This window comes from Caballeronia sp. Sq4a (assembly GCF_023170545.1).
In the GTDB taxonomy this organism is placed as follows: domain Bacteria; phylum Pseudomonadota; class Gammaproteobacteria; order Burkholderiales; family Burkholderiaceae; genus Caballeronia.
The window spans coordinates 1,022,853-1,047,668 of record NZ_CP084250.1 but is presented as its reverse complement, the minus strand read 5'-3'; the positions used below and the strand labels follow the sequence as shown (position 1 = coordinate 1,047,668).

Sequence of the window (24,816 nt, the reverse complement as noted above, 5' to 3'; positions counted from 1 at the left end):
TGCATCGAGGAGCTCATGCCGGGCGTCCGGCCGCCTTCTGTTTCTGCGCCATCTGGCTATTCGAGCGGCGCAACAGGAGATAGATGACGATCCAGTACACCGCATACGCGACGATGTTCATGCCCGCCGGATGCGCGCGATACCCCGTGAGCGTCGCGACGAGCGAGCCGAAGGTGCCGGAGTCGTCGAGGATCGCCGACGTGTTCCACATCTGATTGACGATGACGGGCAGCACTTCCATGTCGATCAGCTTGTCGATGCCCGTTTCGAAGAGACCCGCGGCGAGGAACAGCAGCATGATTTCGGTCACGCGGAAGAATGCGCGCCACGAGAACACCTTGCCGCCGAGCTGAAGCACGTAGAAGGTGAGGAGCGCGAGCCCGAATCCGATGATGATGGCCGCATACTGCGAAGCCGCGACGTGCCCGGTTTGCCCGAAGCCGACGCCGTACAGGAACACGGCGGTTTCGCTGCCTTCACGCGCGATGGCGAGCGCGACGAGCAGTGCGATGCCCCACCAGTGGCCGTCCTGCGTGGTCTTTTGCAGCGACGTTTCCATGTCGCGTTTCAACGTGCGGCCGTGGCGCTTCATCCACAGCACCATCTGCACGATCAGCACGCACGCGACGAGGACCATCGCCGTCTGAAAGTAGTCTTGAGCATTGCCGGAGAGGACTTCGGTGAAGCCGATCAACGCTGCCCCGAGGCCGACCGCCGCGAGCAATCCCGCCACGACGCCGAACCACAGATAAGGCAGGCCGCGACGCGCCTGATGATCGCCGTTCTTGAGCCACGCGTACAGAATGCCGACGACGAGAAGCGCCTCGACGCTTTCCCGCCACACGATGAAAAGTACCTGCCCCATATCGAAACTCCCTGCCCGTTCTGCTGTGTCGGCCGCGCGATGCCTATGCTGAAGCGCCGCGCGGCTCAATCATCACTTCGCGACGATCACGCCTTGCGCCGTCTGATGAAAATCGTCGAAGAACTTGTACTCGCCCGGATCCAGCGGCGCGATCACCACGAACGAATCCGCGCCCGGCGCCAGCACTTTCTCTTTACGCAGCTGCACGCTTTCGAACTCGGCCGCGCCCTTGCCCACGTTATGCACTTCGATCTTGATGCGCTGTCCCGCCGGCACCTCGATGCGCGCCGGGTTCAGCTTGCCGTCGTTCATTTCCAGCTTGAACGTCGGCAGATCGGCCGCGCCCGCCGTGCCGGCCAGCACGGACAACGCGAGCGCCACTGCCTGAATTTTCGAGTTCATTCTTTCTTCCCGAAGATGCACGCGCCCGCCTGCATGCGACACGCCGCGCGCGCAAAGCGAGCGAACTGCTCAAACCTGCTTAATATCCGCCCTTCTTGCCGATGCCCGCGAACGGGAAGTCGTACTCCACCGTGAAGGGCTTGAACCACGCGCCGACGCCCGTTTCCTTGTCGGTGTGACGGCCGAACGCCATGTGGCCCGTCTCCGACGGCGGCGAGACATGCAGCTTCAGGTGATACTTGCCCGGCCCGAACAGCTTGACGTTGTCGCCGTAGTGCGGGCCGTCGCTCGCGACCATCGGCATCAGGTCGCCCTTGATCGTCTGCGTCGTGCCGACCTTGCTCAGTTCGTACGTGACGTTCAGGTACGGCATCCAGTCGCCTTCCGCGAAACCGGTCGGATTGTTCTTCACCGCGTGGATGTCGGCTTCCAGATGGATGTCCGAATCCGACGCCTTGCGCATCATGCCTTCCGGCGCCATCGTGATCGGCTGGAGATAGACGGCCCCCGTTTCCATGCCGCCTTCGATGTGCTGCTTGCCGATCGGATATTCGGCAGCCGAGGCCGCCATCATCGCCGTGAGACCAGCGGCGGCGACGAGGCCGCGCGTCAACGTTGAAACCATCAAACACACTCCTTTCTTGTTATCGGTCGGCGCGTGCGGCGTTGCTTCGCGCTGCCATGCCACGAGACGGCTGCATCGCCGTTTTTCCGTGCCCGGCCGGGCTGCGGCGTAACGTTAATGCGAACCATTCTCAATGTTTGTCAGTTTAGCATCGTTTGATGCGGCGAACAATTTGACGGAGTGAATGAGACTAATGCTGGTAAGGGTTTTCGGCTGTCGGGCGGCTTTCACGGACGGTCTCGAAAGTCATGGAAGGCGGCGATTCCAGGCTCGCCGCCTTCCCCGACGCTCATTTGCCGCCGATTCCGCTCACGTGATCGCCCACGTTCGCGCCGAACACGCGTTGACGCAGGAGCGCCAATTGGTCGCGGGTCTGCGCCGCCTTTTCGAATTCGAGGTTCTTGGCGTGATCCATCATCTGCTTTTCGAGGCGCTTGATTTCCTTCGCGATCTGCTTCTCGCTCATGTCCTCGAACTTGGCGCGCGCCTGCGCTTCCTTCAGCTCGGCGCGCGCTTCGTCGGCGCTGTACACGCCGTCGATGATGTCCTTGATGCGCTTCTCGACGCCGCGCGGCGTGATGCCCATCGCCTGGTTATGCGCGATCTGCTTCGCGCGCCGCCGCTCGGTTTCGTCGATGGCGCGCTTCATCGAGTCAGTCATGTTGTCGGCATAGAGAATCGCCTTGCCGTTCACGTTGCGCGCGGCGCGGCCGATCGTCTGGATCAGCGAACGCTCGGCGCGAAGGAAGCCTTCCTTGTCGGCGTCGAGAATCGCGACGAGCGACACTTCCGGGATATCCAGCCCTTCGCGCAGCAAGTTGATGCCGACGAGCACATCGAACGTGCCGAGCCGCAAATCGCGGATGATCTCGACGCGTTCGACCGTGTCGATGTCGCTATGCAGATAGCGCACCTTCACGCCGTGGTCCGAGAGGAATTCGGTCAGCTGTTCCGCCATGCGCTTGGTCAGCACGGTGACGAGCACGCGCTCCCCTGCGGCCACGCGCGCGTTGATTTCCGAAAGCACGTCGTCCACTTGCGAGCGCGCGGGCCGCACTTCGATTTCCGGATCGACGAGGCCCGTCGGGCGCACGAGCTGTTCGGCGACCTGCCCCGCCTTCTTCTGCTCGTAGTCGGCGGGCGTCGCCGAGACGAAGATCGCCTGACGCATCTTGCGCTCGAACTCGTTGAACTTGAGTGGCCGGTTATCGAGCGCGGACGGCATACGGAAGCCGTAATCGACGAGATTCTCCTTGCGCGCGCGGTCGCCGTTGTACATGCCGTTCAACTGGCCGATCAGCACGTGTGATTCGTCCAGCAGCATCAGCGCGTCGGGCGGCAAGTAATCGACGAGCGTCGGCGGCGGCTCGCCGGGCGCGGCGCCCGAGAAGTGCCGCGAGTAGTTCTCGATGCCCTTGCAGAAGCCGAGCTCCTGAAGCATCTCAAGATCGAAACGCGTGCGCTGTTCGAGCCGCTGCGCCTCGACGAGCTTGCCCTCGCGGTGGAAAAACTCCAGCCGGTCGCGCAGTTCTTCCTTGATCGTCTCGATGGCGCGCATCACGGTGTCGCGCGGCGTCACGTAATGCGACGACGGATACACGGTGAAGCGCGGAATCTTGTTGCGCACGCGGCCGGTGAGCGGATCGAAGAGCTGCATCGCCTCGATCTCGTCGTCGAACAGCTCGACGCGGACCGCCATTTCCGCGTGTTCCGCCGGAAAGATGTCGATGGTGTCGCCGCGCACCCGGAACGTGCCGCGCTGGAAGTCGGCTTCGTTGCGGTTGTATTGCATCGCGATCAGCCGCGCGATGATGTCGCGCTGGCCGAGCTTGTCGCCCGTGCGCAGCGTCAGAATCATCTTGTGGTATTCGGACGGATTGCCGATACCGTAGATCGCCGACACGGTCGCCACGATTACCACGTCGCGCCGCTCCAGAAGGCTCTTGGTGGCCGAGAGCCGCATCTGTTCGATGTGCTCGTTGATCGACGAATCTTTCTCGATGAAAAGATCGCGCTGCGGCACGTACGCTTCCGGCTGGTAATAGTCGTAGTACGAGACGAAGTACTCGACCGCGTTGCGCGGGAAGAACTCGCGGAATTCCGCATACAACTGCGCGGCGAGCGTCTTGTTCGGCGCGAACACGATGGCCGGCCGGCCGAGCCGCGCGATGACGTTGGCCATCGTGAAGGTCTTGCCGGAGCCCGTGACGCCGAGCAGCGTCTGGAACGACAGGCCGTCCTCGACGCCTTCGACGAGCGTCGCAATGGCATCGGGCTGGTCGCCGGCGGGCGGATACGGTTGATAGAGCTGAAACGGCGAGCCGTCGAAGGTGACGAACTTCGACTCGTCCAGTGCGTCGGGCGCTTCGATGAGGGTATCGGACATGGGAAACGGAGTCTTCGCCGGGACAAACACTTATTCTAGCGGCTGCCGCAAAACTGGCGCTGCGCCCGGACGGGTGCGAAAAGGGCGTCGCAATGACGCGCATGAGAATGCACATTGGGCTCGTCCGGGCGATCTCAAGCGCTTTCTCGGCGCTCGCCGGGCGCCTTCCGACCGAACCGGTAAAAAGCACGCGCGTTCTCGCCACTGCGCGCCGAAAAGATGCGACGGATTCGATACAATGTGCGACTGGGCTGAACGGCACGCGACCTTTTTCTGAACCGCGCACCGCCGTCGATGCCCACGCGCCGCAATCGTCGCCGCGCGACCGCCGTCCGCATTTGCCGCAGCCTGTCCTTTCCACACTGCCGATAGATCATGTCCCTTTTTTCTGCCGTCGAACTCGCCCCCCGCGACCCGATTCTGGGCCTCAACGAAGCCTTCAACGCCGATCCGCGCCCGACCAAAGTCAATCTCGGCGTCGGCGTGTATACGAATGAAGAAGGCAAGATTCCGCTGCTGCGCGCCGTGCGCGAGGCGGAAAAAGCTCGCGTCGAGGCAGCGCTGCCGCGTGGTTATCTGCCGATCGACGGCATCGCCGCCTATGACGCCGCCGTGCAGTCGCTCTTGCTCGGCAAGGAATCGCCGCTGATCGCAGACGGCCGCGTCGTCACCGCGCAGGCGCTCGGCGGCACGGGCGCGCTGAAGATCGGCGCGGACTTCCTGAAGCGCATGAACCCGAACGCGATCGTCGCGATCAGCGATCCGAGCTGGGAAAACCATCGCGCGCTGTTCGAAGGCGCGGGCTTCGAGGTCGTCAACTATCCGTACTACGACGCCGCAACGCACGGCGTGAACTTCGAAGGCATGCTGGCCGCGTTGAACGGCTACGCGGCGGGCACGATCGTCGTGCTGCACGCGTGCTGCCATAACCCGACGGGCGTCGATCTGACCGACGCGCAGTGGGCGCAGGTCGTCGAAGTGGTGAAGGCGCGCAATCTCGTGCCGTTCCTCGACATCGCGTATCAGGGTTTCGGCGAGAGCATCGAGGCGGATGCCGCCGCCGTGCGCCTGTTCGCCGCGGCCGGACTGAACGTGTTCGTGTCGTCGTCGTTCTCGAAGTCGTTCTCGCTGTACGGCGAGCGCGTCGGCGCATTGAGCATCATCACCGCGAGCAAGGAAGAATCGGCGCGCGTGCTGTCGCAACTGAAGCGCGTGATCCGCACCAACTATTCGAACCCGCCGACGCACGGCGGCTCGATCGTCGCGGCCGTGCTGGCATCGCCCGAACTGCGCGCGACGTGGGAGCAGGAACTCGGCGAGATGCGCGATCGCATTCGCGCGATGCGCAACGGCCTCGTGCAGCGTCTGAAGACGGCTGGCGTGGACCGTGACTTCTCGTTCGTCGACAAGCAGCGCGGCATGTTCTCCTACTCGGGGCTGACGGCCGCTCAGGTCGATCGCCTGCGCGAAGAGTTCGGCATCTACGCGGTGAGCACGGGCCGCATCTGCGTGGCTGCGCTGAACACGCGCAATCTGGATGTCGTCGCCAACGCGGTCGCCAGCGTGCTGAAGTAAGCGGCGTTATCGCGCGATCGCTGGAAATACAAATGGCGTCTTTCGCATGAAAGACGCCATTTTTTGTGCGCCGCGTGGATGGCCAAAGTGCCCGGAGCGGTCAGAGCGCGCGGGAAGCCGGGCCGACAGCGGGCGCCACTTCGTCCGATTCGACAAGACCGTAGGAAATCGCGCGGGCCAGCTCCGCGCTCACGCTCGCGACGCCCGGCTGCTTGTGACGCACGGCGGCGGACTCGCGCTCCTGCGCGTGCATGCATACGGTCAGCGCGGCGAGCAACAACACCGCGAGAGGCCAGTAGGTCGATATTTTCTTTCTCATGGGACTACCTTCATTGGATGCCGGAGCGGGCAAACCGCCCACTTATCGACGCTACGAATGGTACGGAATCGTCCATCTCTTAAAAAGCCGGCTATGAGCGAAAGTCCGTTGCGCGAAGGACAACAAGCAAGGCGCCGGCCTGACGCTCCGCCGTACGAAAAAGTGCAACGGCCGTCATAAAACCTTACAAAGTTCTTAGGGACATTGGCGTCAAGCTGATGTCTCATTAAACATGCTTGCAACGAAACGCTCAACGGTCATGAAAGTCGCTGGATTGCTTGTTTTCTCGTCTGCGCTGTTGCTCGGCGGCTGCGCAGCCTATCCCGATGGCCCCACGTACGGCGGCTATCCCGCCGCGTACGGCGAGCCCGGTTACGACCCCTACGGATACGGATACGGCGGCCCGGTGGTCCAGCCCGGCGTCGTGGTCCAGGGCGGCTACTACGGCGGCGGCGGCTATTACCCTGGTCCCGGTCGCTATTGGGACGACGGCCCCGGCTGGCGCCACGCCCCTCCGCGCGGATGGAACGACGGCGGCCGGCACCACGGCGGTCCGCCGCCGGGTCACGAGGGACAGGCCGGCGGTCCGCCCCAGCACGGCGGCGGTGGCAATCCCCAGGCGGGCGGCGCCCCGCATGGCGGCGGCGGTGGCCCGTTGCCGCAGGCAGTCGGCGGCGCGCGGCCACGGCCGCCACAGCCCGGTCCCGCCGCGGCGCCTGCGGGCGGCCACGGCGAACCCGGTCGAGGCGCAGCCGATCAACGCGGCTTCCTCGGGCGCATCGGCGGCTAGCGGGCACTGACCAAGCGCGAAATCAAAAAGGCCGCGCCGGATCACGCGATCCGGCGCGGCCTTCTCTTTTGCGCGATGAGTCGACCGACCAATTAGCCGATGTGCGACCGCTGCGCCTTATACAGCTCCCGGAACGTGCGGCCGACTGGCGCGGGCATATCGCGCGTGGCGGTCCACCCCGCGCCGAACGGCAAACGCGAGATCGCCTTCCGGCTGCCGCCCGCGCGTTCCAGCACGCGCACCATCAGTTTGGTCAGCAGCGCATACGCAGCAGGCCGCATCGCCAGATAACCCCACGCCGCGAGCGCCGCGCGTTCGGTCCACGGCCGCAGCCGCCGCTCCATCTGCTTTTCGCGCAACTTGCGAAGCAGGTCCGAGATCGGAATGCCCACCGGGCACACGCTGTTGCATTCGCCGCAGAGCGTCGCGGCTTGCGGCAGGTCAAGCGCATTGTCGATGCCCACATACGCCGGCGTCAGCACCGACCCCATCGGCCCGGGATACACCCAGCCGTACGCGTGTCCTCCGACCTTCTGATAGACCGGGCAATGATTCATGCACGCGCCGCACCGGATGCAACGCAGCATCTCCTGGAAGTCGCCGCCGATGAGTCCCGTGCGCCCGCCGTCGACGAGCACGAAATACATATGCTCCGGCCCGTCCGTCTCGCCGGGCGCGCGCGGGCCGGTCAGCAGCGAGAAATAGTTCGAGATGGTCTGGCCGGTCGCCGAACGCGGCAATAACCGCATGGCCGTGGCGAGATCTTCGAGCGTCGGCAGAATCTTTTCGATGCCCGTCACCGCGACGTGCACGCGCGGCATGACGGTGCACATGCCTTCGTTGCCCTCGTTCGTCACGACCGCGACCGAACCCGTCTCCGCGATCAGGAAGTTGCCGCCCGTCACGCCCATGTCCGCGGTCATGAAATGCGGACGCAGGACTTCGCGCGCCTCGCGCGTCATCGCGGGAATCTCGGTCAGGCGCGGCCGCCCGTGCGTCTTCGCGAACAGGTCGGCGATCTCGTCATTATCCTTGTGCACGACCGGCGCGATGATGTGGCTCGGCGGCTCGTTGTCGTTGATCTGCAGGATATATTCGCCGAGATCCGTCTCGATGGACTGCACGCCCATCTCGCCGAGCACGCGGTTGAGCTGCATCTCCTCGGACACCATCGACTTCGTTTTGATGACCTTCTTCACGCCATGCTCCCGCGCGATGTCGGCGACAAGACGCGCCGCGTCCGCCGTCGATTCGGCGTAAAGCACCGTCGCGCCGCGCCGTGTCGCTTCGCGCTCGAAGGTTTCGAGCCACACGTCGAGGTTGTCGAGCGCGCGATTGCGCCGTTCCTTGAGCGCCGCCCGCGTCGCGTCGAAGTCGATGTCGCGCACGGCGCTCGCCCGCGCGCTGACGAACTTGGTCGAGAGCTTGGTGAGATTTTGCTGAAGCCGCTCGTCGGCAAGCTTGCTGCCGGCGCGCGCCTTGAAGTGCATCGTCTGTACTTGCATGTGTCTGGCTCTCAGGTGAGGCGCTGCGCATCGCCGGCGAGCACCTGCGCGATATGCAGCACGCGCGTCGTGGTGTCGCCGGTGCGGCGCAGGCGGCCTTCGATGTTGAGCATGCAGCCGAGGTCGCCGAGCACGACCGCCTCCGCCCCGCTCGCCTTGATGTTCGCGCACTTCTCGTCGACGATCGCGGTCGAAATGTCGCCGTACTTCACGGCGAAGGTGCCGCCGAAGCCGCAGCAATGCTCGCAGCCGGCCATCTCTTTCACCGGCACGCCGGCCTGCGCGAGCAGTTCGCGCGGCTGCGACTTCACGCCGAGTTCGCGCAAGCCCGAGCAGGCATCGTGATACGTGACGATGCCATCGAAGACGCCCGGTTCCATGCGCGCTTTCGCGACCGTCACCAGAAAATCGGTCAGTTCGAACACGCGCGGCTGCAAGCGCGAATAGCGGTTCATGAGTTCGGGATCGTCGCGGAACAGGTCGCCGTAGTGCGCGCGGATCGTGCCGCCGCACGACCCCGACGGCACCACCACGTAGTCGAACTGCTCGAATTCGCGCAGCGTCTTTTCGGCCAGATCGCGGGCGAGGCGGCGGTCGCCGGAGTTGTATGCAGGCTGGCCGCAGCACGTCTGCGCCGGCGGCACGCTCACCTCGAAGCCCGCGCGCTCGATCAGCTTGATGACCGAGAAACCGATCTCCGGCCGCATCATATCGATGAGACACGTCACGAATAAACCGACCCGCATGGCGTTTCCTTGTTTGAGTGGATGCGAAAGCGCGGCCATTATCCGCGACGGTCGGCTGTTTCCGAATGCGCCGTCTTTTCACATTATGAGATACAATCGATCTTCCGCTGTTTGACGCATCAACCGATTCAGACGATGAGCGATACGAACCCGGAATCAAAAACCTCCATTCAGGTCATCGAGCGCATGATGAGCCTGCTGGACGCCCTCGCCGATCATACCGATCCGGTCAGCCTGAAGGAACTCTCGCACAACACGGGGCTCCACCCGTCCACCGCGCACCGCATTCTGAACGACATGGTGCTGTGCCGGCTGGTCGACCGCTCCGATCCCGGCACCTACCGACTCGGCATGCGCCTGCTCGAACTCGGCAATCTCGTGAAAGCGCGGCTTTCCGTGCGCGAAGCGGCCATGTCGCCGATGCGCGAGCTGCACCGCCAGACCGGGCAGACCGTGAATCTCTCCGTCCGTCAGGGCGATGAGATCGTATATATCGAGCGCGCGTATTCGGAGCGCTCGGGCATGCAGGTGGTTCGCGCGATCGGCGGGCGGGCGCCGCTGCATCTAACGTCGGTCGGCAAGCTCTTTCTCGCCGCCGACGAAGCCGCCCGCGTGCGCGCCTACGCGATGCGCACCGGCCTGTCGGGGCACACACAGAACAGCATCACGGATCTCGCCAAGCTCGAACGCGAGCTGTCGTTCGTGCGGCAGCAGTCGTGCGCGCGCGACAACGAGGAGCTCGAACTGGGCGTGCGCTGCATCGCGGCAGGCATCTATGACGACACCGGACGGCTCGTCGCGGGGCTGTCGCTGTCCGCGCCGGCCGACCGGCTTCAGGACGCCTGGCTCAAGCAACTGAGCCATACCGCGCTGGAGATTTCGCGGTCGCTCGGCTATCAGGAGCAACAGCCGGGCGAGGCGCATCAGCCGCAGCGCTGATCGCGCGATCGAACGAAAAAGCCGGATTCGTCTCTCGACGAATCCGGCTTTTCTTTGGCCGCTGACTGCGCTGACCGCTAAGTGCGCTTACGCGATTACGGGTTCGCGCCGCCACCCATGTCCGCGCTCATGATGCGCGGCTCGCCGAGCGTATCGAGATACGTACGCAGACGCGTCGCATCGGCAAAACGCGAGTACTTCCCGTACGAATCGAGCAGCACCATGATGACGGGGCGCCCGTGCACGTTCGCCTGCATCACGAGGCACTCGCCCGCTTCGTTGATGAAACCCGTCTTCTGCAAGCCGATATCCCACGACGCGTTACGCACCAGCGCGTTCGTGCTGTTGTACGCGAGCGTGCGCTTGCCGGTGAAGACGTCGTAGCTGCGGTCCGTCGAGAACTTGCGGATCAGCGGATACTGGTACGCCGCGTTCACCATCTTGACGAGGTCACGCGCGCTCGACACGTTGAGGCTCGTGAGCCCGGTGGAATTCTCGAAGTGAGTATCGGTCATGCCGAGCGCCTTCGCCTTCGCGTTCATCGCCGCGATGAACGCGGGACGCCCGCCGGGGTAATAGCGCGACAGCGCGGCCGCGGCGCGGTTTTCAGACGCCATCAGCGCGATGTGCAGCATGTCTTCGCGATTCAGCACGGAGCCGACGGAAAGCCGGGAGCCCGTGTACTTCTCGTAGTCGCGGTCTTCGTCCGTCACCGTGATCTCATCGGTGAGCGGCATATGCGAGTCGAGCACGACCATGGCCGTCATCAGCTTCGTGATCGACGCGATGGGCACGACGGCGCGCGAGTTCTTGTCGAAAAGCGTCTCGGACGTGTCCTGGTCGACCACGTAGGCCACGCTCGAACGCAGCGCGAGACTATCCGCCGTGTCGTGCAGGCCGAACGCCTGACCGACCGACGTGGCGCGCGGCTGATACGCCACCGCATGCACGGCGGACCGGCGCGCGTGCGGGTCCATCCGGTAGTTCACGCGATGCTTGCGCGAGACCTTCGGCGCGTCGTCGTCATCGCCGGCTGCGGCGACTTTCGCGGCGCGCGCCGACTTGCCTGTCTTCGCGACGCGAGCGCGGCCAGCGGTCTTTTCTTCGGTAGCGGACTTCTTGTGATGGGTGACGGTGGCGGATTTGGCGAGGGCTTCAGCCGGAGCCGCTGCAAACGATGTCGCTACAGCCAGTGATACGGCGAAAGACAAAGCTGAGCGCAATGCCACGCCGTGCACCACCTTTAGCGACGAAAACATTTCGGTTTTCATTAGTGTTCTGTTGGGCGGCTGAGAGTACCGCCAAGTGTAGTGAAGCTGCGAAATTTAAGCAATATTAAGCACTTATCGACGCTCGTTAAACTGAGTTGTAAGCGTTGATCGCTTGTTTCTGACACATCGCGAAACGCGATCGGAAAAAACGATCGCTTTCTGCAGACCGAATGCCGCTGAGAACGCGCTTTTGTACGACACGACTCACGCGTTATCGGCAAATTCTTCTGAACCTTGAGTGCTGGACTGATGAATGGGCGCAGCCGTGGCGTTGCCAATGGATGCGCATCGGATCACAGTCGAAATGTTAACGTTTCTTCAACAATTTGGTGTACGGCGACATCCTAAAAATAGGACGGATGCACGAATCGTCTTATTCAGCCGCGACGCGTGGCGCGCACCGGCGTCGGTCACGCACTGCTCCGAGCGTTCCGATGCGGTGCAGGGGTTTCCCGCAGTGCCGGTCACCGTGCCAACGTCGATTACTTAAGTCCATGATTCACAACGTCTTCGCAACGATTGTGCAATGCACAAAAACTGCTTGACATCACTAAGAATATCTCTAAAATGGGCTTCATGTTGCGACGCACCAATAGAAGTAGCACCAACTAGCAGCACCTCGCTGCATCCACCAAGCCACGACCCGCCATGATGGGTCGGCAATCAGGAGCCTGAGATGACCCTACTGACCCCCGAACAAATCGCCGCTGCACAGAAAGCCAACTTCGACACGCTGTTCGGTCTCACGAACAAAGCGTTCGAAGGCGTGGAAAAGCTCGTCGAGCTGAACCTGCAAGTCGTCAAGTCGACGCTCGCCGAAGGCCAGGAAAACGCCCAGCGCGCGCTGTCCGTGAAGGACGCGCAAGAACTGCTCGCGCTGCAAGCCAGCCTGACGCAGCCGGTCGCCGAGAAGGTGCTGTCGTACGGCCGTCACCTGTATGAAATCGCGTCGGCCACGCAAGCCGAGTTCGCCCGTGTTGCCGAAGCCCAATACGAAGAGCAGAACCGCAAGGTGCAGGCACTCGTCGACAACGTTGCGAAGAACGCGCCCGCCGGTTCGGAAACCGCCGTCGCTGTGATGAAGTCGGCTATCACCGCCGCCAACACGACGTACGAAACGGTTCACAAGGCAACGAAGCAAGCTGTCGAAATCGCCGAGAGCAACTTCAACGCAGCCGCCACGGCCGCGACGAAGGCTGCCACGCAAGCGACGGAACAAGCTGCCCGCGCTGCGAAGCGCCCGACGGTCGCCTAAGTTCGAATCGACTGTTCGAGCGTTAAGCGTTGCACGAGAAACCCGGCTGCGGCCGGGTTTTTCTTTGCCCCGACGACTCGTCGTGCCAAATAAAAAGGCGCGTTCCCGCAAAGGGAACGCGCCTTTCTCACATCTGACCACCGACTGCCTTACTTCTTGCGCTGCGGCGGCAGGTCCGTACAGACGCCCTCGTAAAGCTCGGCCGCCATGCCGATCGACTCGCCGAGCGTCGGGTGCGGGTGAATCGTGCGGCCGATATCGGTCGCATCCGCGCCCATTTCGATCGCGAGGCACACTTCGCTGATCAGATCGCCCGCGTTCAGGCCGACGATGCCGCCGCCGATCACGCGATGCGTTTCTTCGTCGAAGATCAGCTTGGTGAAGCCCTCGTCGCGGCCATTGGCGATCGCGCGGCCCGACGCGGCCCACGGGAACACCGCTTTGCCGTACTTGATGCCTTCGGCCTTGCACTGGTCTTCGGTCTTGCCTGCCCACGCGACTTCCGGATCGGTGTACGCCACCGACGGAATCTGCATCGCGTCGAAGTACGCCTTCTCGCCGTGCGCCGCTTCCGCCGCGACGTGGCCCTCGTGCACGGCCTTGTGCGCGAGCATCGGCTGGCCGACGAGATCGCCGATCGCGAAGATGTGCTCGACGTTCGTGCGCATCTGCTTGTCGACGTTGATGAAGCCGCGCTCCGTCACCGCGACGCCCGCCTTGTCGGCGCCGATCTTGCCGCCGTTCGGCGTGCGTCCAACCGACAACAGCACGAGGTCGTAGCGTTGCGGCTCCGCCGGCGCCTTCTCGCCTTCGAAGGTCACGTAGATGCCGTCGTCCTTCGCTTCGGCCTTCGTGGTCTTCGTCTTCAGCATCACGTTCGCGAAACGCTTGGCGTTGAACTTCTCCCACACTTTCACGAGATCGCGGTCCGCGCCCATCATCAGGCCGTCGAGCATTTCAACGACATCGATTTCTGCGCCCAGCGTCGAATAGACCGTCGCCATTTCCAGACCGATGATGCCGCCGCCCACCACCAGCATGCGCTTGGGCAACTGACGCAGTTCGAGCGCGCCGGTGGAATCGACCACGCGCGGGTCATCCGGGAAGAACGGCAGCTTCACCGCCTGCGAGCCCGCCGCGATGATCGCCTTCTGGAACTTGACGACCTTCTTGCCTTCCGCGCCCTGCACTTCCATGTGATGCGGATCGACGAACGTGCCGACGCCCGTCACCACCTGCACCTTGCGCGCCTTCGCCATGCCCGCGAGGCCGCCCGTCAGCTTCTTCACGACGCCTTCCTTGAACCCGCGCAGCTTGTCGAGGTCGATGGTCGGCTTGCCGAAGCTGATGCCGTGTTCGGCGAGCTCGTGTGTTTCATCCATGACGAGCGCGGTATGCAAGAGCGCCTTCGACGGAATACAGCCCACGTTCAGACACACGCCGCCGAGCGTCGAATAACGTTCGACGAGCACGGTCTTCATGCCGAGATCGGCGGAACGGAACGCCGCCGAATAGCCGCCGGGGCCGGCGCCGAGCACGAGCATCTCGCACTCGATATCGGCCGAGCCCGAATAGCTGCCCGCTTGCGGCGCGGGCGCGGCGGTCGCCTTCTCGGCGGGTTGCGGCGCGGCGGCCGCGGGGTTCGTCGGCACGTAGGTCGTGCCGCCGCCCTGGCCTTCGAGCGTCAGGATGAGCGTGCCTTCCGAGACGTTATCGCCCACCTTCACCTTCAGTTCCTTCACGGTGCCGGCTGCGGGCGAAGGCACGTCCATCGTCGCCTTATCGGATTCCAGCGTGATGAGCGACTGCTCCTTTTCGACCGTATCGCCCGGCTTCACGTGGACTTCGATAATCGGAATGTCCGTGAAGTCGCCGATATCCGGCACCTTCACCTCCTGCGTGCCGCCGCCGGAAGCAGCGGGCGCAGCGGGAGCGGGCTGGGCCGTCGACGCTTCCTTCGGCGCGCCGCCGGCAGGCGCGCTGGATGCGGCCGCCGCGCCTTCGGTTTCGACCATCGCGATGACCGAGCCTTGCGAAACCTTGTCGCCCTGCTTGACCTTCACTTCCTTGATGGTGCCTGCCACGTCGGCGGGCACTTCCATCGTCGCCTTGTCGGTTTCGAGCGTGATGACGCCCTGTTCCTTTTCGATGACGTCGCCGGGCTGAATATTGACTTCGATGACATCGACATCGGAGAAGTCGCCGATGTCGGGTACTTTTAGTTCGACGAGACTCATGGTGTCCCCTAAGAGAAGAGCGGATGGAACCGGAACGCGCTTGGCAGCGCGCGCGGTTCCGCCGTCGGCTGGGTCGCGCGTTCGGACGGGCAAGCCCGAACGCGCGCCGCGATCAAAGAATCACGCGACGGAAATCCGCCAGAATCGCCGACAGATAAGCGTTGAAGCGCGCGGCTTCCGCGCCGTCGATCACGCGATGGTCGTACGACAGCGAGAGCGGCAGCGTGAGACGCGGCACGAACTGCTTGCCGTCCCACACGGGCTTTTGCTGGCCGCGCGACAACCCGAGGATCGCCACTTCCGGCGCGTTGATGATCGGCGTGAAGTGCGTGCCGCCGATGCCGCCCAGCGACGAGATCGAGAAGCAGCCGCCCTGCATCTGGTCCGGCTTCAGCTTGCCTTCGCGGGCGAGCTTCGACAGCTCGGCCATTTCCTTCGCGATATCGACGAGGCCCTTCTTGTCCGCATCGCGGATCACGGGAACGACGAGGCCGTTCGGCGTGTCGGCCGCGAAACCGATGTGGTAGTACTTCTTGAAGACGAGGTTGTCGCCGTCGAGGCTCGCGTTGAAGGTCGGGAACTTCTTCAGCGCCGCGACCACGGCCTTGATGACGAACGCGAGCATCGTGAACTTCACGCCCGCTTTCTCGTGTTCCTTGTTCAGCTTGACGCGCAGCTCTTCCAGCTCGGTGATGTCCGCTTCGTCGTTGTTCGTGACGTGCGGAATCATGACCCAGTTGCGATGCAGGTTCGCGCCCGAGATCTTCTTGATGCGCGACAGCGGTTTCGGGTCGACCGGACCGAACTTCGTGAAATCGACCTTCGGCCACGGCAAAAGGCCCAGCTCGCCGCCGCCACCGCCCGCCGGCGCGGCTGCCGCGGCGGGCGCCTTGGCCTGCCCCGTCATCACGCCCTTCACGAACGCGGTGACGTCCTGCTGCGTGATGCGTCCCTTCGGACCGGTGCCGTTCACCCGCGTCACGTCGACGCCGAGTTCGCGCGCGAACTTCCGCACCGAAGGCGACGCGTGGCTCGACGTGCGCGTGCCGTCGCCGGCCGGCATCACGGGCGCTTGCGCGAGCGCGGACGGCGCTTCCTTCGCGGGCGCGGGCTTCGCGGGCGCATCGGGCGGCGCTGCGGCGGGCGTCGGCGCTTCCTGCTTCGGCGCCGCTGCGGCTGGCGCTGCGGCAGCACCGCCTTCGCCGCCATCGAGCACCAGAATCAGCGATCCTTCGGAGACCGTATCGCCGATCTTCACCTTCAGTTCCTTGACCGTGCCCGCAGCCGGGCTCGGCACGTCCATCGTCGCCTTGTCGGATTCGAGCGTGACGAGCGACTGTTCCTTCTCGACCTTGTCCCCGACCTTGACGGCGATCTCGATGATCGGAATGTCCGTGAAGTCGCCGATATCCGGCACCTTCACTTCCATCGATCCGCCGCCGCCCGAAGCCTGCGCGGGCTGCGAGTGCGTCTGCGTTTGCGCGGGCGCTTCTTCTTTCGCAGGCGCGGCAGGCGCAGCGGACGCAGCGTTTGCGCCGCCTTCCAGCACGACGATGAGCGTGCCTTCGGAGACGTTGTCGCCCACCTTGACCTTGACTTCCTTCACCGTGCCCGCCGACGAGCTGGGCACGTCCATCGTGGCCTTGTCGGATTCGAGCGTGACGAGGGATTGTTCCTGCTCAACGACATCGCCCGGCTTGACCAGCACTTCGATCACCGGAATGTCCTTGAAATCGCCGATGTCCGGCACTTTGACTTCGATCGCTTGACTCATTATTAGTGTCTCCTGGGTTGCACGCGGCCTCTTTCCGCTTCGGAAAGAGGCCGCGTCACAACGCTCGGGGGCGATGCCTTTAGACGGTCATCGGGTTGGGTTTGGCCGGGTCGAGGTTGTACTTCTTGATCGCCTCAGCGACGACGTTACGCTCGATCGTGCCTTCGTCGGCGAGCGCGTTGAGCGCCGCCAGCGTGACCCAGTAGCGGTCGACTTCGAAGAAGTGGCGCAGCGCCTCGCGCGTATCCGAGCGGCCGTAGCCGTCGGTGCCGAGCACCACGAACTTGTTCGGCACATAGCCGCGAATCTGGTCGACGAGCGCGCGGATGTAGTCCGTCGATGCGATCACCGGGCCCTGCGCGTCCTTGAGCAGCTTCGTCACGTGCGGCACGCGCTTCTCTTCGGTCGGATGCAGCAGGTTGTAGCGCTCGCACGCCTGGCCTTCGCGGGCCAGTTCCGTGAAGCTCGGCACGCTCCAGAGATCGGCGGACACGCCCCAGTCGTTCTTCAGCAGGTCGGCGGCGGCGATCACTTCGTTGAAGATCGTGCCCGCGCCCATCAGCTGCACGTGTGCTTTGCCTGCGCTCTCGGCCTTCTTGAACGAGTACATGCCCTTGATGATGTCGGCCGCGACCGACTCGCCTTGCGGAATCGCCGGATGCTCGTAGTTCTCGTTCATCACGGTGATGTAGTAGTACACGTCCTCCTGCTCCTGCACCATGCGGCGCAGGCCGTCCTGCATGATGACTGCGAGTTCGTAGCCGAAGGTCGGGTCGTAGCTCACGCAGTTCGGAATCGACGCAGCCCACAGCAGCGAGTGACCGTCTTCGTGCTGCAGGCCTTCGCCGTTGAGCGTCGTGCGGCCAGCGGTGCCGCCCAGGAGGAAGCCGCGCGAACGCATGTCGCCCGCGGCCCACGCCAGATCGCCGATGCGCTGGAAGCCGAACATCGAATAGAAGATGTAGAACGGGATCATGATCTCGCCGTGCGTCGAGTACGACGTCGCGGCCGCGATCCAGTCACACATGCCACCGGCTTCGTTGATGCCTTCCTGCAGGATCTGACCCGTCTCCGATTCCTTGTAGAACATCAGCTGGTCGGAGTCTTCCGGAATGTACTTCTGACCGTCCTGATTCCAGATGCCGATCTGGCGGAAGAGGCCTTCCATGCCGAACGTGCGCGACTCGTCCGGCACGATCGGCACGACGCGCTTGCCGATGGTCTTGTCCTTCAGCAGGATGTTCAGCACGCGCACGAACGCCATCGTCGTGGAGATTTCGCGGCCTTCGCCCGTGCCTTTCAAGAGCGGTTCGAACGCGGAGAGCGCCGGCACCGGCAGCGATTCGGCCTTTTGGCGGCGCGCCGGCAGATAGCCGCCCAGATCCATGCGCTTCTGGCGCATGTATTCGAGCTCTTTCGAGCCTTCCTCGAACGTGAGATACGGCACGTCGACGATCTGCTCGTCGCTGATCGGCAGGCGGAACTGGTCGCGGAATTTCTTCAGCGTCTCGATCGGCAGCTTCTTCTGCTGGTGCGTGATGTTCATCGCCTGACCGTGCTCGCCCATGCCATAGCCCTTGATGGTCTTGGCGAGGATGACGGTCGGCGCGCCCTTCGTCTTCGTGGCGGCGTCGAACGCGGCGTAGATCTTGTGCGGATCGTGGCCGCCGCGGTTCAGGTTCCAGATGTCTTCATCGGACCAGTCGGCGACGAGCGCCTTGAGTTCCGGCGTGTTGAAGAAGTGCTCGCGCACGAACGCGCCCGACTCCGACTTGTACGTCTGGTATTCGCCGTCGACCACTTCCATCATGCGGCGCATCAGCGCGCCCGTCTTGTCGCGGGCGAAGAGCGCATCCCAGCGGCTGCCCCAGATCACCTTGATGACGTTCCAGCCCGCGCCGCGGAATTCGCTTTCCAGTTCCTGGATGATCTTGCCGTTGCCGCGCACGGGGCCGTCCAGACGCTGCAGGTTGCAGTTGATGACGAACACGAGGTTGTCGAGACGCTCGCGGCCGGCCATGCCGATCGCGCCGAGCGATTCCGGCTCGTCCGTCTCGCCGTCGCCGAGGAACGCCCAGACCTTGCGGCCTTCCGTCTTCGCGATGCCGCGCGCCTGCATGTACTTCATGAAGCGCGCCTGATAGATCGCCATGATCGGGCCGAGGCCCATCGAGACGGTCGGGAACTGCCAGAAGTCCGGCATCAGCCACGGATGCGGATACGACGAGATGCCCTCGCCGCCCACTTCCTGGCGGAAGTTGTCGAGTTGCTTCTCGGTCAGGCGGCCGAGCAGGAAAGCGCGCGAATACACGCCCGGCGACGAGTGACCCTGCACGAACACGAGGTCGCCGCCGTGTTCTTTGGACGGCGCGTGCCAGAAGTGATTGAAGCCGACGTCATAGAGCGTCGCGGCCGACGCGAACGAAGCGATGTGCCCGCCGACGTTCGTGTCCTTGCCCGCGCGCAGCACCATGGCGATGGCGTTCCAGCGCGTGTACGAACGGATGCGGTGCTCGACGTCCTGATCGCCGGGAATCTTCGCCTGCGACGCGACCGGAATCGTGTTGATGTACGGGGTGTTGGCCGAAAACGGCAGGTGTTCGCCGTGCACGCGAGCGAACTCGATCTGTTTCTCGATCAGGTAATGCGCGCGGTCAGGGCCGACCGCCGAAATCACGCCATCCAGTGCTTCGAGCCATTCGGCGGTTTCTTGCGGATCGTCGTCCTTGGCATTGGCGACATATTTGAGAACTTCGTCGGGTACAGCGGACATGCTCGTCTCCTGATGTGAGGAACGCTCTAAGAACAGCCGAAAAACACACGCCCGCACGGACTCGGGCACTGGCCGCGTGCCGGCATTCTAAAGAGGGTCCAGACCTAGTAGCAAGGAATTTTTCGAATCATGGGAGCGGATCTCATGATGTGAAAAAATGCTGCAATGCACCGTCCCATATGGTTTTTGTGTTCAGACGTTTCTCCTCCTTTTCCCGCAAATGAGCCGTCTTTACCGTCTTTTTACGCCAATTAACAATCGGGTGCTGCGTTACAATCGCTTCCATGTTGACTGACCGGCTGATCAAACGCTCGGCGCGCGTCGGTAAGAAACCGACCGACTCGTCGCCCTCCCGCTGGCACCACGGCCCGTGGTGGTCGAACTCCTATTTACTCACGCCGCTTATCTCCATCATCGTTTTTTTGGTGGTGATGAGTCTGATTCTCTGGAGCCTGAACCGGCGCGAGCAGCAGCAGCAGGAAGACACGCTGTACCGCAACGTCGCGTGGGCGCAGCAGCAAATCCGTCTCGCGATGACGGGTGCGCAAGAACAAATCCAGGCCCTCGCGCGCGACATCGCGGCCGGCCACGGCGACTCGCAGAACTTCCAGACCGCGTCCACCGACATCATGCAGGGGCATCCCGAGATCCTCTACATGAACTGGTACACGAGCGAGCACAAGCCGCGCTGGCCCAATACGCCGCTGCCGGTGCTCGGCTCGCGCCTCGCGAAGCCGAACGACACGCAAATGGACGAGGCCGTGCAGGCCGCGTTCGACGAAGCGCGCACCACGCGCCGCCAGGTCTACTCGCCGCTTCTCTACGACGACCTCGGCAACGGTTACATCACGCTGCAAACGCCGGTGTTTCGCGACCGCGAATTCCTCGGCTCGATCGCGGCGGTGTTTTCGATCGAAGGCATTCTGAAGCGCGACATTCCGAGCGAACTGTCGGCGAAGTACAAGATCTCGATCACCGATCTGAACAATCGCGAGCTCGCGACCACGTCGAGCCGGCCGCGCCTGCCGCGCGACATGTTCTACGACCTGCCGCTCGACCCGCCCGGCCAGGGCCTGTCGGTGCGCGTCTATTCGTATCCGCAGCTCACGAACTTCACCAATAACACGCTGGTGTGGCTCGTCGCGGGCTTGTCGTGCTTCGTGCTGTGGAGCCTCTGGAGTCTGTGGAAGCACACGCGCCAGCGCTTCGAGGCGCAGCAGGCGCTCTACGCCGAAGCCTTCTTCCGCCGCGCGATGGAAAACTCGGTGCTGATCGGCATGCGCGTGCTCGACATGCACGGCCGCATCACGCACGTGAATCCCGCGTTCTGCCGCATGACGGGCTGGGACGAAAGCGATCTCGTCGGCAAGAACGCGCCGTTTCCGTACTGGCCGCGCGACGCGTACCCCGAAATGCAGCGCCAGCTCGACATGACGCTGCGCGGCAAGGCGCCGTCGTCCGGCTTCGAACTGCGCGTGCGCCGCAAGGACGGCTCGTTCTTCCACGCGCGTCTCTACGTGTCGCCGCTGATCGACAGTTCGGGCCGTCAGACCGGCTGGATGTCGTCGATGACGGACATCACCGAGCCCAAGCGCGCCCGCGAGGAACTCGCCGCCGCGCACGAACGCTTCACGACCGTCCTCGAAAGCCTCGACGCGGCCGTGTCCGTGCTCGCCGCCGACGAAGCCGAACTGCTGTTCGCGAACCGCTACTACCGGCACCTGTTCGGCATTCGCCCGGACGGGCATCTGCAACTGGCGGGCGCGGCCTTCGACGGCAACGCGCAAAGTTCGTCCGACACGCTCGACATGATCGATACCTACGCGGGCCTGCCCGCCGCCGCGCTCACCGAAAGCTCCGCGGACGCGCAGGAGGTCTACGTCGAGGGCATCCAGAAGTGGTTCGAAGTGCGCCGCCAGTACATTCAGTGGGTGGACGGTCACCTGGCGCAGATGCAGATCGCGACCGACATCACGCAGCGCAAGCAGGCACAGGAACTGGCGCATCAGCAGGAAGAGAAGCTGCAATTCACGAGCCGCCTGATGACCATGGGCGAGATGGCGTCGTCGCTCGCGCACGAGTTGAACCAGCCGCTCGCGGCCATCAACAACTACTGCTCGGGCTGTGTGGCGCTCGTGAAGTCCGGCCGGATGACGCAGGAAACGCTGCTTCCGGTGCTGGAAAAGACCGCGCAGCAGGCGGTGCGCGCGGGCATGATCATCAAGCGCATCCGCGAGTTCGTGAAGCGCAGCGAGCCCAAGCGCCAGGCGACGCGCGTCGCAGATATCGTCGCGGACGCGGTCGGTCTGGCCGAAATCGAAGCGCGCAAGCGCAAGATCCGCATCGTCACCGAGATCCGCTCGCGCATGCCGGTGATCTACGTCGATCCGGTTTTGATCGAACAAGTGTTGGTCAACCTGTTGAAAAACGCGGCCGAAGCAATGCATGATGCAAAGCCGAACGCCGTCGATCCGGTGATACGCGTGGTCGTGCAGCGAACCGATGGCGGTTTCGTGTGCATCAGCGTGGTGGATCAGGGTCCGGGCGTCGACGAAGCCACGGCCGAGCGTCTGTTCGAGCCGTTCTACAGCACGAAATCCGACGGCATGGGCATGGGCCTGAACATTTGCCGCTCGATCATCGAATCGCATCGCGGGCGGCTGTGGGTGGTGAACAACGTCGAGGCGGACGGCCACGTGACCGGCGCGACCTTCCACTGCAGCTTGCCGATCGGCGAAGCGGACGGATCGACGGGACCGGGCGCCGACGCGCGCGACGAACATACCAATACGAGACAACATACCGTTACGGGAGAACTATGAGCAGTCCAGTCACCACTCAGGAAACCGTCTTTGTCGTCGACGATGACGAGGCCGTGCGTGATTCTTTGCGCTGGCTGCTCGAAGCCAACGGCTATCGCGTGCAGTGCTTCTCCAGCGCCGAATCGTTCCTCGACGTTTATCTGCCGATCGCGCATTCCGGCGCCATCGCCTGCCTGATTCTCGACGTGCGCATGGCCGGCATGACGGGGCTCGAATTGCAGGAAAAGCTGATCGCGGACAACTCCGTGCTGCCGATCATCTTCGTCACCGGTCACGGCGACGTGCCGATGGCGGTCTCCACGATGAAGAAAGGCGCGATGGACTTCATCGAGAAGCCGTTCGACGAGGCAGAACTGCGCAAGCTGGTCGAGCGCATGCTGGAAAAAGCGCGCAGCGAGAGCACGAGCGTCCAGCAGCAGCGCGCGGCCGCCGAGCGGCTCGGCAAGCTGACGGCGCGCGAGCATCAGGTGCTCGAGCGCATCATCGCGGGGCGGCTCAACAAGCAGATCGCGGACGACCTCGGCATCAGCATCAAGACGGTGGAAGCGCATCGCGCGAACATCATGGAGAAGCTGTCGGTGAATACCGTCGCCGACCTGTTGCGCCTCGCGCTGTCCAACAAGCCTCAGCAGTAACGCGTCCTGGCGGTTCTCTTGCGTGGCCGGCTTTCATGCCGGCCACTGTCGTTTGCTTCGCTTGCCGCATCCGCAAAACCGAAACGCGCCATTTCGTGTTTCGCGTTGACACCGTAGAGCGCCCGCCCGTAGTTTGATCGTGCCCCAACACCGGAGTCGATCATGCGCGACAAGGCAACCGCTGCACGCACAGGCAAACGTTTCGCCGTCCACCGCAAGCCCGCGCGAACGTGTCCATCCCTTGCCGCTTTCTTGCGTCGATCCGCGAACGTATCCAAGTCTTCCGCTTTCGATCAGTTCATCTGCCGTTGGTCAGTCGAAGCGCCGAAGCTATTGTGTTTTGGCAGTCATATCGCTCGCGGCGCGCTTCGGACAGGCGACTTCGCCGCCCTCTTTGGCCGTTCGACGCACGCATCCAAGTCCTCCGCGTCGAGTCAGTTCATCTGCCGCTGGCCTTCCGAAGCACCGACGTTACTGCGCCTTGAGAGTCGTGTCGCGCGCCAGGCGAACTTGGGCTCGCACGAAACGCCATGCCCTCCGGTCACGGACCGCCTGCGTCCAATACGCCTTCTCGCGCTCGCCGCGATGCTTGCCGCCGCGCCGCTCGCCGTGTTTCATGCAACGCCCGCCCACGCCCAGACGCAGCCCGCCGGCCAGAAGCTCTCGAGCGAGCAGATCGATGCGCTCGTCGCGCCCATCGCGCTCTATCCCGACGCGCTGCTCGCCCAAGTGCTGATGGCCTCGACGTATCCGCAGGACATTCAGGCGGCCGCGCAGTGGTCGAAGGCCAATCCGAACATCAAGGGCGACGACGCGGTGAAGGCCGTGCAGTCCGAGCCGTGGGACCCGAGCGTGCAATCGCTGGTTGCGTTTCCGCAAGCCCTGGCGACGATGGCCTCCAAGCCCGACTGGGTGACGCAACTCGGCAACGCGTTCATCGCGCAATCCGGCGACGTGATGGATTCCGTGCAGCGGCTGCGGCGCGCGGCGCAGAGCGCGGGCAATCTCAAGAGCAGCGAACAGCAGAAGGTGGTCGTCGAGCAGAGCACCATTCAGATTGTGCCGGCCAATCCGCAAGTGGTCTACGTGCCGACCTATAACCCGACCGTGGTCTACGGCGCGTGGCCGTATCCCGCGTATCCGCCGGTCTACGTGCCGCCGCCGCCCGGCTATGCGATTGCCTCCGGTCTCGCGGCCGGGCTCGCGTTCGGCACGGGCGTCGCGGTCGCGAACGCGCTATGGGGCAACTGCGACTGGGGCCGCCACGACGTCAACGTGAACGTGAACCGCTACAACAACATCAACATCAACAACCGCATCAACGCGAACAGCAACAACGTGCGCTGGAATCGCAACGACCCGCAGTTCAACCGCAATAACATCGGCAACCGGCAGAACTTCGGGAATCAGAATCTCGGCGCGGCGAATCGCTATCAGTTCCGCGGCCGCGATCAGGCGCGCGCGCAGGCTGCGCAGACGCTCCAGCAGCGCACCGGGCAGAACCTCAATCAGTCGGCGAGCCAGCGCGTGCAGAACATCCGGCAAGGCGGCGAAGGACGCGGCATCGGCAACAACGATCTGCATCAGCGCGCGCAGAGCGTGAATCGCGACAACGCGCTGCGCGGCGCGGGCGACGGCAACGCGGCGCGACAGGACATCCAGCGCGGGCAAGCGAGCCGCCAGGCGTTCGCGAGCGCGCATCCGAACGCGGGCGGCGGGCTCGAACGACAAGGCGGCCAACTCGGCAGCGGCGGCGGCGGGATCCAGCGCAGCGCCGGGTTCCAGGGCGGCGGCGCGGGCGGCGGGTTCCACGGCGGCGGCGGGGGCGGGTTTCATGGCGGCGGCGGCGGTTTTCATCGCCGCTGAGCCGCCGAGCTTCGCTGCGCCACAACCATGC

The 24,816-nt window shown here is 63.8% G+C and carries 18 protein-coding genes; 7 read left to right on the top strand and 11 right to left on the bottom strand.

All coding sequences use genetic code 11. The annotated features are described in order from the left end of the window. Window positions 1–13 precede the first annotated feature (13 nt). The 4 genes from LDZ24_RS04765 to uvrB form a co-directional block, all read right to left on the bottom strand. Window positions 14–865 (bottom strand): FTR1 family protein, encoded by an 852-nt coding sequence (locus LDZ24_RS04765; RefSeq protein ID WP_248321871.1) that lies wholly within the window; start codon window positions 863–865, stop codon window positions 14–16. Window positions 866–937: 72 nt separating this feature from the next. Next, a complete protein-coding gene (locus LDZ24_RS04760) occupies window positions 938–1,267 on the bottom strand; it encodes a cupredoxin domain-containing protein (protein ID WP_248321869.1) in 330 nt (109 codons plus the stop codon). Window positions 1,268–1,346: 79 nt separating this feature from the next. Beyond that, window positions 1,347–1,892 carry an iron transporter gene (locus LDZ24_RS04755; RefSeq protein ID WP_371747391.1) on the bottom strand — a complete coding sequence of 182 codons (546 nt, stop codon included), beginning with the start codon at window positions 1,890–1,892 and terminating at the stop codon, window positions 1,347–1,349. 289 nt (window positions 1,893–2,181) lie between these two features. After that, on the bottom strand, window positions 2,182–4,278 hold the full coding sequence (gene uvrB / locus LDZ24_RS04750) for an excinuclease ABC subunit UvrB (RefSeq protein ID WP_248321865.1): 2,097 nt from the start codon (window positions 4,276–4,278) through the stop codon (window positions 2,182–2,184). Between the two features lie 375 nt (window positions 4,279–4,653). Between uvrB and LDZ24_RS04745 the strand changes: the two genes are divergently transcribed. Further along, on the top strand, window positions 4,654–5,853 hold the full coding sequence (locus LDZ24_RS04745) for an amino acid aminotransferase (RefSeq protein WP_248321864.1): 1,200 nt from the start codon (window positions 4,654–4,656) through the stop codon (window positions 5,851–5,853). Window positions 5,854–5,953: 100 nt separating this feature from the next. Here LDZ24_RS04745 and LDZ24_RS04740 read toward each other — a convergent pair whose 3' ends face one another. After that, window positions 5,954–6,172: a hypothetical protein gene (locus LDZ24_RS04740; protein WP_248321862.1), complete on the bottom strand. Its 219-nt coding sequence runs from the start codon at window positions 6,170–6,172 to the stop codon at window positions 5,954–5,956. Between the two features lie 259 nt (window positions 6,173–6,431). Here LDZ24_RS04740 and LDZ24_RS04735 point away from each other — a divergent pair, with 259 nt between their 5' ends. Next, a complete protein-coding gene (locus LDZ24_RS04735; protein WP_248321860.1) occupies window positions 6,432–6,962 on the top strand; it encodes a hypothetical protein in 531 nt (176 codons plus the stop codon). Window positions 6,963–7,054: 92 nt separating this feature from the next. Here LDZ24_RS04735 and LDZ24_RS04730 read toward each other — a convergent pair whose 3' ends face one another. Together LDZ24_RS04730 and LDZ24_RS04725 are read right to left on the bottom strand one after the other, a co-directional pair. Then, window positions 7,055–8,467: a lactate utilization protein B gene (locus LDZ24_RS04730; RefSeq protein WP_248321858.1), complete on the bottom strand. Its 1,413-nt coding sequence runs from the start codon at window positions 8,465–8,467 to the stop codon at window positions 7,055–7,057. 11 nt (window positions 8,468–8,478) lie between these two features. Further along, window positions 8,479–9,213 carry a (Fe-S)-binding protein gene (locus LDZ24_RS04725; protein ID WP_175939994.1) on the bottom strand — a complete coding sequence of 245 codons (735 nt, stop codon included), beginning with the start codon at window positions 9,211–9,213 and terminating at the stop codon, window positions 8,479–8,481. Between the two features lie 135 nt (window positions 9,214–9,348). Between LDZ24_RS04725 and LDZ24_RS04720 the strand changes: the two genes are divergently transcribed. Further along, window positions 9,349–10,152: an IclR family transcriptional regulator gene (locus tag LDZ24_RS04720; protein ID WP_244848364.1), complete on the top strand. Its 804-nt coding sequence runs from the start codon at window positions 9,349–9,351 to the stop codon at window positions 10,150–10,152. A 95-nt stretch (window positions 10,153–10,247) separates the two neighbouring features. On the opposite strand, the gene pbpG is transcribed toward LDZ24_RS04720, so the two are convergent. Beyond that, window positions 10,248–11,423: a D-alanyl-D-alanine endopeptidase gene (gene pbpG / locus LDZ24_RS04715; RefSeq protein WP_248321856.1), complete on the bottom strand. Its 1,176-nt coding sequence runs from the start codon at window positions 11,421–11,423 to the stop codon at window positions 10,248–10,250. Between the two features lie 676 nt (window positions 11,424–12,099). On the opposite strand from pbpG, the gene LDZ24_RS04710 reads away from it, so the two are divergent. Then, entirely contained in the window at window positions 12,100–12,678 is a 579-nt protein-coding gene (locus LDZ24_RS04710; RefSeq protein ID WP_175939991.1) for a phasin family protein, read from the top strand. A 149-nt stretch (window positions 12,679–12,827) separates the two neighbouring features. On the opposite strand, the gene lpdA is transcribed toward LDZ24_RS04710, so the two are convergent. The 3 genes from lpdA to aceE all read right to left on the bottom strand — a co-directional run bounded on the left by lpdA (window position 12,828) and on the right by aceE (window position 19,462). Continuing rightward, window positions 12,828–14,915, bottom strand: coding sequence for a dihydrolipoyl dehydrogenase (gene lpdA / locus LDZ24_RS04705; RefSeq protein WP_248321855.1), 2,088 nt, complete (start codon window positions 14,913–14,915; stop codon window positions 12,828–12,830). Between the two features lie 112 nt (window positions 14,916–15,027). Then, window positions 15,028–16,689, bottom strand: coding sequence for a dihydrolipoyllysine-residue acetyltransferase (gene aceF, locus LDZ24_RS04700; RefSeq protein WP_248321853.1), 1,662 nt, complete (start codon window positions 16,687–16,689; stop codon window positions 15,028–15,030). Window positions 16,690–16,768: 79 nt separating this feature from the next. After that, on the bottom strand, window positions 16,769–19,462 hold the full coding sequence (gene aceE / locus LDZ24_RS04695; RefSeq protein ID WP_206467926.1) for a pyruvate dehydrogenase (acetyl-transferring), homodimeric type: 2,694 nt from the start codon (window positions 19,460–19,462) through the stop codon (window positions 16,769–16,771). Between the two features lie 284 nt (window positions 19,463–19,746). On the opposite strand from aceE, the gene fixL reads away from it, so the two are divergent. The 3 genes from fixL (at window position 19,747) to LDZ24_RS04680 (ending at window position 24,785) form a co-directional block, all read left to right on the top strand. After that, a complete protein-coding gene (gene fixL, locus LDZ24_RS04690) occupies window positions 19,747–22,284 on the top strand; it encodes a PAS domain S-box protein (protein WP_206467925.1) in 2,538 nt (845 codons plus the stop codon). Beyond that, window positions 22,281–22,919 carry an oxygen response regulator transcription factor FixJ gene (fixJ, locus tag LDZ24_RS04685; RefSeq protein ID WP_159835767.1) on the top strand — a complete coding sequence of 213 codons (639 nt, stop codon included), beginning with the start codon at window positions 22,281–22,283 and terminating at the stop codon, window positions 22,917–22,919. Before fixL ends, fixJ begins: the two co-directional genes overlap by 4 nt. Before the next feature lie 585 nt (window positions 22,920–23,504). Beyond that, entirely contained in the window at window positions 23,505–24,785 is a 1,281-nt protein-coding gene (locus LDZ24_RS04680) for a DUF3300 domain-containing protein (RefSeq protein WP_248322276.1), read from the top strand. The last annotated feature ends 31 nt before the right edge of the window (window positions 24,786–24,816 follow it).

What these genes read in the sequence shown, in the direction of transcription:
- LDZ24_RS04765 (WP_248321871.1), bottom strand. Translation starts at nt 865, where the DNA reads ATGGGGCAGGTACTTTTCATCGTGTGGCGGGAAAGCGTCGAGGCGCTT.
- LDZ24_RS04760 (WP_248321869.1), bottom strand. Translation starts at nt 1,267, where the DNA reads ATGAACTCGAAAATTCAGGCAGTGGCGCTCGCGTTGTCCGTGCTGGCC.
- LDZ24_RS04755 (WP_371747391.1), bottom strand. Translation starts at nt 1,892, where the DNA reads ATGGTTTCAACGTTGACGCGCGGCCTCGTCGCCGCCGCTGGTCTCACG.
- uvrB (WP_248321865.1), bottom strand. Translation starts at nt 4,278, where the DNA reads ATGTCCGATACCCTCATCGAAGCGCCCGACGCACTGGACGAGTCGAAG.
- LDZ24_RS04745 (WP_248321864.1), top strand. Translation starts at nt 4,654, where the DNA reads ATGTCCCTTTTTTCTGCCGTCGAACTCGCCCCCCGCGACCCGATTCTG.
- LDZ24_RS04740 (WP_248321862.1), bottom strand. Translation starts at nt 6,172, where the DNA reads ATGAGAAAGAAAATATCGACCTACTGGCCTCTCGCGGTGTTGTTGCTC.
- LDZ24_RS04735 (WP_248321860.1), top strand. Translation starts at nt 6,432, where the DNA reads ATGAAAGTCGCTGGATTGCTTGTTTTCTCGTCTGCGCTGTTGCTCGGC.
- LDZ24_RS04730 (WP_248321858.1), bottom strand. Translation starts at nt 8,467, where the DNA reads ATGCAAGTACAGACGATGCACTTCAAGGCGCGCGCCGGCAGCAAGCTT.
- LDZ24_RS04725 (WP_175939994.1), bottom strand. Translation starts at nt 9,213, where the DNA reads ATGCGGGTCGGTTTATTCGTGACGTGTCTCATCGATATGATGCGGCCG.
- LDZ24_RS04720 (WP_244848364.1), top strand. Translation starts at nt 9,349, where the DNA reads ATGAGCGATACGAACCCGGAATCAAAAACCTCCATTCAGGTCATCGAG.
- pbpG (WP_248321856.1), bottom strand. Translation starts at nt 11,423, where the DNA reads ATGAAAACCGAAATGTTTTCGTCGCTAAAGGTGGTGCACGGCGTGGCA.
- LDZ24_RS04710 (WP_175939991.1), top strand. Translation starts at nt 12,100, where the DNA reads ATGACCCTACTGACCCCCGAACAAATCGCCGCTGCACAGAAAGCCAAC.
- lpdA (WP_248321855.1), bottom strand. Translation starts at nt 14,915, where the DNA reads ATGAGTCTCGTCGAACTAAAAGTACCCGACATCGGCGACTTCTCCGAT.
- aceF (WP_248321853.1), bottom strand. Translation starts at nt 16,689, where the DNA reads ATGAGTCAAGCGATCGAAGTCAAAGTGCCGGACATCGGCGATTTCAAG.
- aceE (WP_206467926.1), bottom strand. Translation starts at nt 19,462, where the DNA reads ATGTCCGCTGTACCCGACGAAGTTCTCAAATATGTCGCCAATGCCAAG.
- fixL (WP_206467925.1), top strand. Translation starts at nt 19,747, where the DNA reads ATGTTGACTGACCGGCTGATCAAACGCTCGGCGCGCGTCGGTAAGAAA.
- fixJ (WP_159835767.1), top strand. Translation starts at nt 22,281, where the DNA reads ATGAGCAGTCCAGTCACCACTCAGGAAACCGTCTTTGTCGTCGACGAT.
- LDZ24_RS04680 (WP_248322276.1), top strand. Translation starts at nt 23,505, where the DNA reads ATGCTTGCCGCCGCGCCGCTCGCCGTGTTTCATGCAACGCCCGCCCAC.